This window comes from Clostridia bacterium (assembly GCA_012841935.1).
Classification (GTDB): Bacteria; Bacillota; Peptococcia; order DRI-13; family DTU073; genus DUTS01.
Window position 1 is genome coordinate 1 of record DUTS01000108.1, and the last position, 2676, is coordinate 2676.

The 2676-nt window shown below is 37.4% G+C and carries 5 protein-coding genes; 3 read left to right on the top strand and 2 right to left on the bottom strand.

Annotated elements, in window-relative coordinates; translation table 11 throughout:
- The first annotated feature begins 13 nt into the window (after nucleotides 1-13).
- From GX687_06100 to GX687_06110, 3 genes are all read left to right on the top strand, one after another.
- Nucleotides 14-220: a transposase gene (locus GX687_06100; GenBank protein HHX97009.1), complete on the top strand. Its 207-nt coding sequence runs from the start codon at nucleotides 14-16 to the stop codon at nucleotides 218-220.
- A 296-nt stretch (nucleotides 221-516) separates the two neighbouring features.
- Nucleotides 517-1113 carry a hypothetical protein gene (locus GX687_06105; protein ID HHX97010.1) on the top strand — a complete coding sequence of 199 codons (597 nt, stop codon included), beginning with the start codon at nucleotides 517-519 and terminating at the stop codon, nucleotides 1111-1113.
- 33 nt (nucleotides 1114-1146) lie between these two features.
- Complete coding sequence (locus GX687_06110; protein HHX97011.1) at nucleotides 1147-1464, top strand: hypothetical protein; 318 nt, start codon at nucleotides 1147-1149, stop codon at nucleotides 1462-1464.
- On the opposite strand, the gene GX687_06115 is transcribed toward GX687_06110, so the two are convergent.
- Nucleotides 1461-2255 (bottom strand): ATP-binding cassette domain-containing protein, encoded by a 795-nt coding sequence (locus tag GX687_06115; GenBank protein ID HHX97012.1) that lies wholly within the window; start codon nucleotides 2253-2255, stop codon nucleotides 1461-1463. The genes GX687_06110 and GX687_06115 overlap by 4 nt on opposite strands.
- On the bottom strand, nucleotides 2249-2676 hold a 428-nt coding region (locus GX687_06120), incomplete at its 5' end, for an ABC transporter permease (GenBank protein HHX97013.1). The genes GX687_06120 and GX687_06115, both read right to left, overlap by 7 nt.

Consider the following 2676-nt stretch of genomic DNA (forward strand, 5'->3'; position numbering starts at 1 on the left):
GGGGGAACGCATCTTGACTATCTTGGAATTAAGAGAACAAAAGGGAATTGAAAAGGGGCTTCAACAGGGGATTGAACAGGGGCTTCAAAAGGGGTTTTTTAATGCTAAAAGGAAAATAGCGATAAATCTTTTGAAGATGGGTTTGTCAGTTGAAAAAGTAGCACAGGGAGCTGAATTAACTATAAAAGAGGTAGAAGAACTAAAAAAAGAAGTAAACTAAATTAATTGTAAGGATTATTAATTGGGCTTAATTTGATATTTTTTTCGGATTATTTAATCTGAGATTTAAGTAGTTGTCATCAGAATTTGAGAAAAAAGCAGTTAATAATTATAAATTAAATAGAGAATCCACAAATGGGGTTTAATTTTAATAGGAAAAAAGGGATTTCGCGTTGATTTGAGTTTAGCACACTACATAAGTTAGAAAATTTCTTGCTATAATAATGTGAATATACTACAATATTCTTAGTATTATTTTTCTAGTCGCAGAAATTTTTTGGGGGTAGGTGTATTTAAATGAGTCAGGGAATTGAATTGACTGACGGTTTAGAAAGGCAGTTTAAGGTTCCCAGTAAAATTGAATTGTCTCCACTAGCAATTAAGGCGGTTCATCTAGGGACAGTTAATCGTCATAATGAACGTTATTTTGGTAGAAAAATTAATAACTTAATGAGTAAAGGGAATTATTTGAACAAAAGAGAGCAAGGTTTGTTTGTTAATTGGTATAGTCAGGTAATTCAGTCAGAACATAAACATTTAAGGAATGAAATTAAGGAATATTTTACTCCCTTAATTTCGGCAATAAAAGAAGAATTGTCAGTAATTAAAGCTGTAGAAAAAGAGGGACGTGTGGTTAAGTTTGTTGATCAAAGAGGGAAGGTAGTTCAAAAAAGCAGTGCAGCTGTTATTGAAGCCTTGACTAAGGAACTTGTTAGGGCGAAAGAGATGGTGGCCGAATTGACTCTTTATGCGGAGTTATCGGCCAAGGCTTTTCGGGATTATAATGCTTCGTTTGCTGAAGATTTTGTCCCTAATTTAACTTTGGCGGAAGCGGATCAATTAACTAAATTAACCTTAAAATATCATTCTGGGAATTTAGATCAGTATAGTTAAGAAAATATGGAAGTAATAAGGGGGGAATTGGGTATGCCTAAACATCGAAAATTGGCTAAGCAGGTTTTAAACAGTAAAAAAAGGAGACTGTATAAGCAGTGGGAAGAACTTCAAAATTCAAAGCCAATAGGACCTGAAGAAGCACGTTCTTTGCTTGATAAAATTATTATCCTAGAAGGACAGGCTAAAGAACTTGGTCTTTCCGAGATGTCTGTAATACTTTTGGGTTGTGCTAGGATAAAACAGCAAATTTATGCTAACCTTCCTAAGGCACAGTCCCGTCGGGGGGGAATCTTTAAGGATAAGCACGATCCGCAAGAAAGTACTCTCCTACCGGAAAAAAGTCTTTAAGCTAACAAAACACGGTCATTGGCAAATTCCTCACCACTGGCCTTTTGGAAATGAGCCAAAAGGTCTTCTACGGTGAGGCTTTGTTTTTCTTGGCCGGAAATGTCAAGAATTAGGCGGCCATTATGCATCATGAGTAATCGGTTGCCATATTGAATGGCATGTCGCATATTATGAGTAACCATTAAAGTAGTTAATTGATGAGTGGTAATAATTTGTTCACTTAACTCTAATACCTTGGCCGCGGTTTGTGGGTCTAGGGCTGCTGTATGTTCATCTAGGAGTAGGAGCTTTGGTTTTTTAAGAGTAGCCATTAGAAGAGTTAAGGCTTGTCGCTGTCCACCTGAGAGTAAGCCTACTTTATCGTTAAGACGGTCCTCTAGACCAAGGCCTAATGTTTTTAATAAGGTTTTATATTCTTGGCGTTCGGAATTGTTGATTCCCCATTTGAGGGTACGTCGTTTACCACGGCGTAGGGCTAAAGCCAGGTTTTCTTCAATTCCCATATTGGCTGCGGTTCCTAGCATGGGATCTTGAAAGACGCGGCCAATAATGGCGGCTCTTTTATGTTCGGGTAGTTTGGTAATATTTTGATTTTCTATAAAAATTGTGCCTTGATCTGGTGGATATACTCCGGCAATGCAATTTAAAAGTGTAGATTTGCCAGCACCATTACCACCAATTAAGGTTACAAAATCCCCGGGAACTAGGTTGAGATTGATGTTTGCTAAGGCAGTTTTTTCGTTAATAGTTTGGGGATGAAACCTTTTGGTAACATTTTTTAATGTTAACATTTTTGCTCCTCCTCTGTTGATTTTTTAAGAGGTCGTAGGTAATCTTTAAAAATAGGTAAAGCTAAAGCGATAGCCACTGTTAATGCGGTAAATAGTTTTAAATCTGTGGCTGGCATTCCCATTTTTAAAACTAGGGCAATGATGATTCGATAAGTGATCGCTCCTAGAACTAAGGAAATTAAATAGTTGAAAAAATTTCTGGTGCCAAAAAGTACCTCTCCAATGATTACAGAGGCCAAGCCAATCACAATTGAACCAATGCCCATTTGTACATCGGCAAAACTTTGGCTTTGGGCAATTAGGGCCCCACTAAAGCCTACCAGACCATTACTAATCAGTAGACCTAAAATGATCATCGTTTTAGTATTGATTCCCTGGGCACGAGCCATTTGAGGATTATTACCTGTGGCTCGCAGGGCAC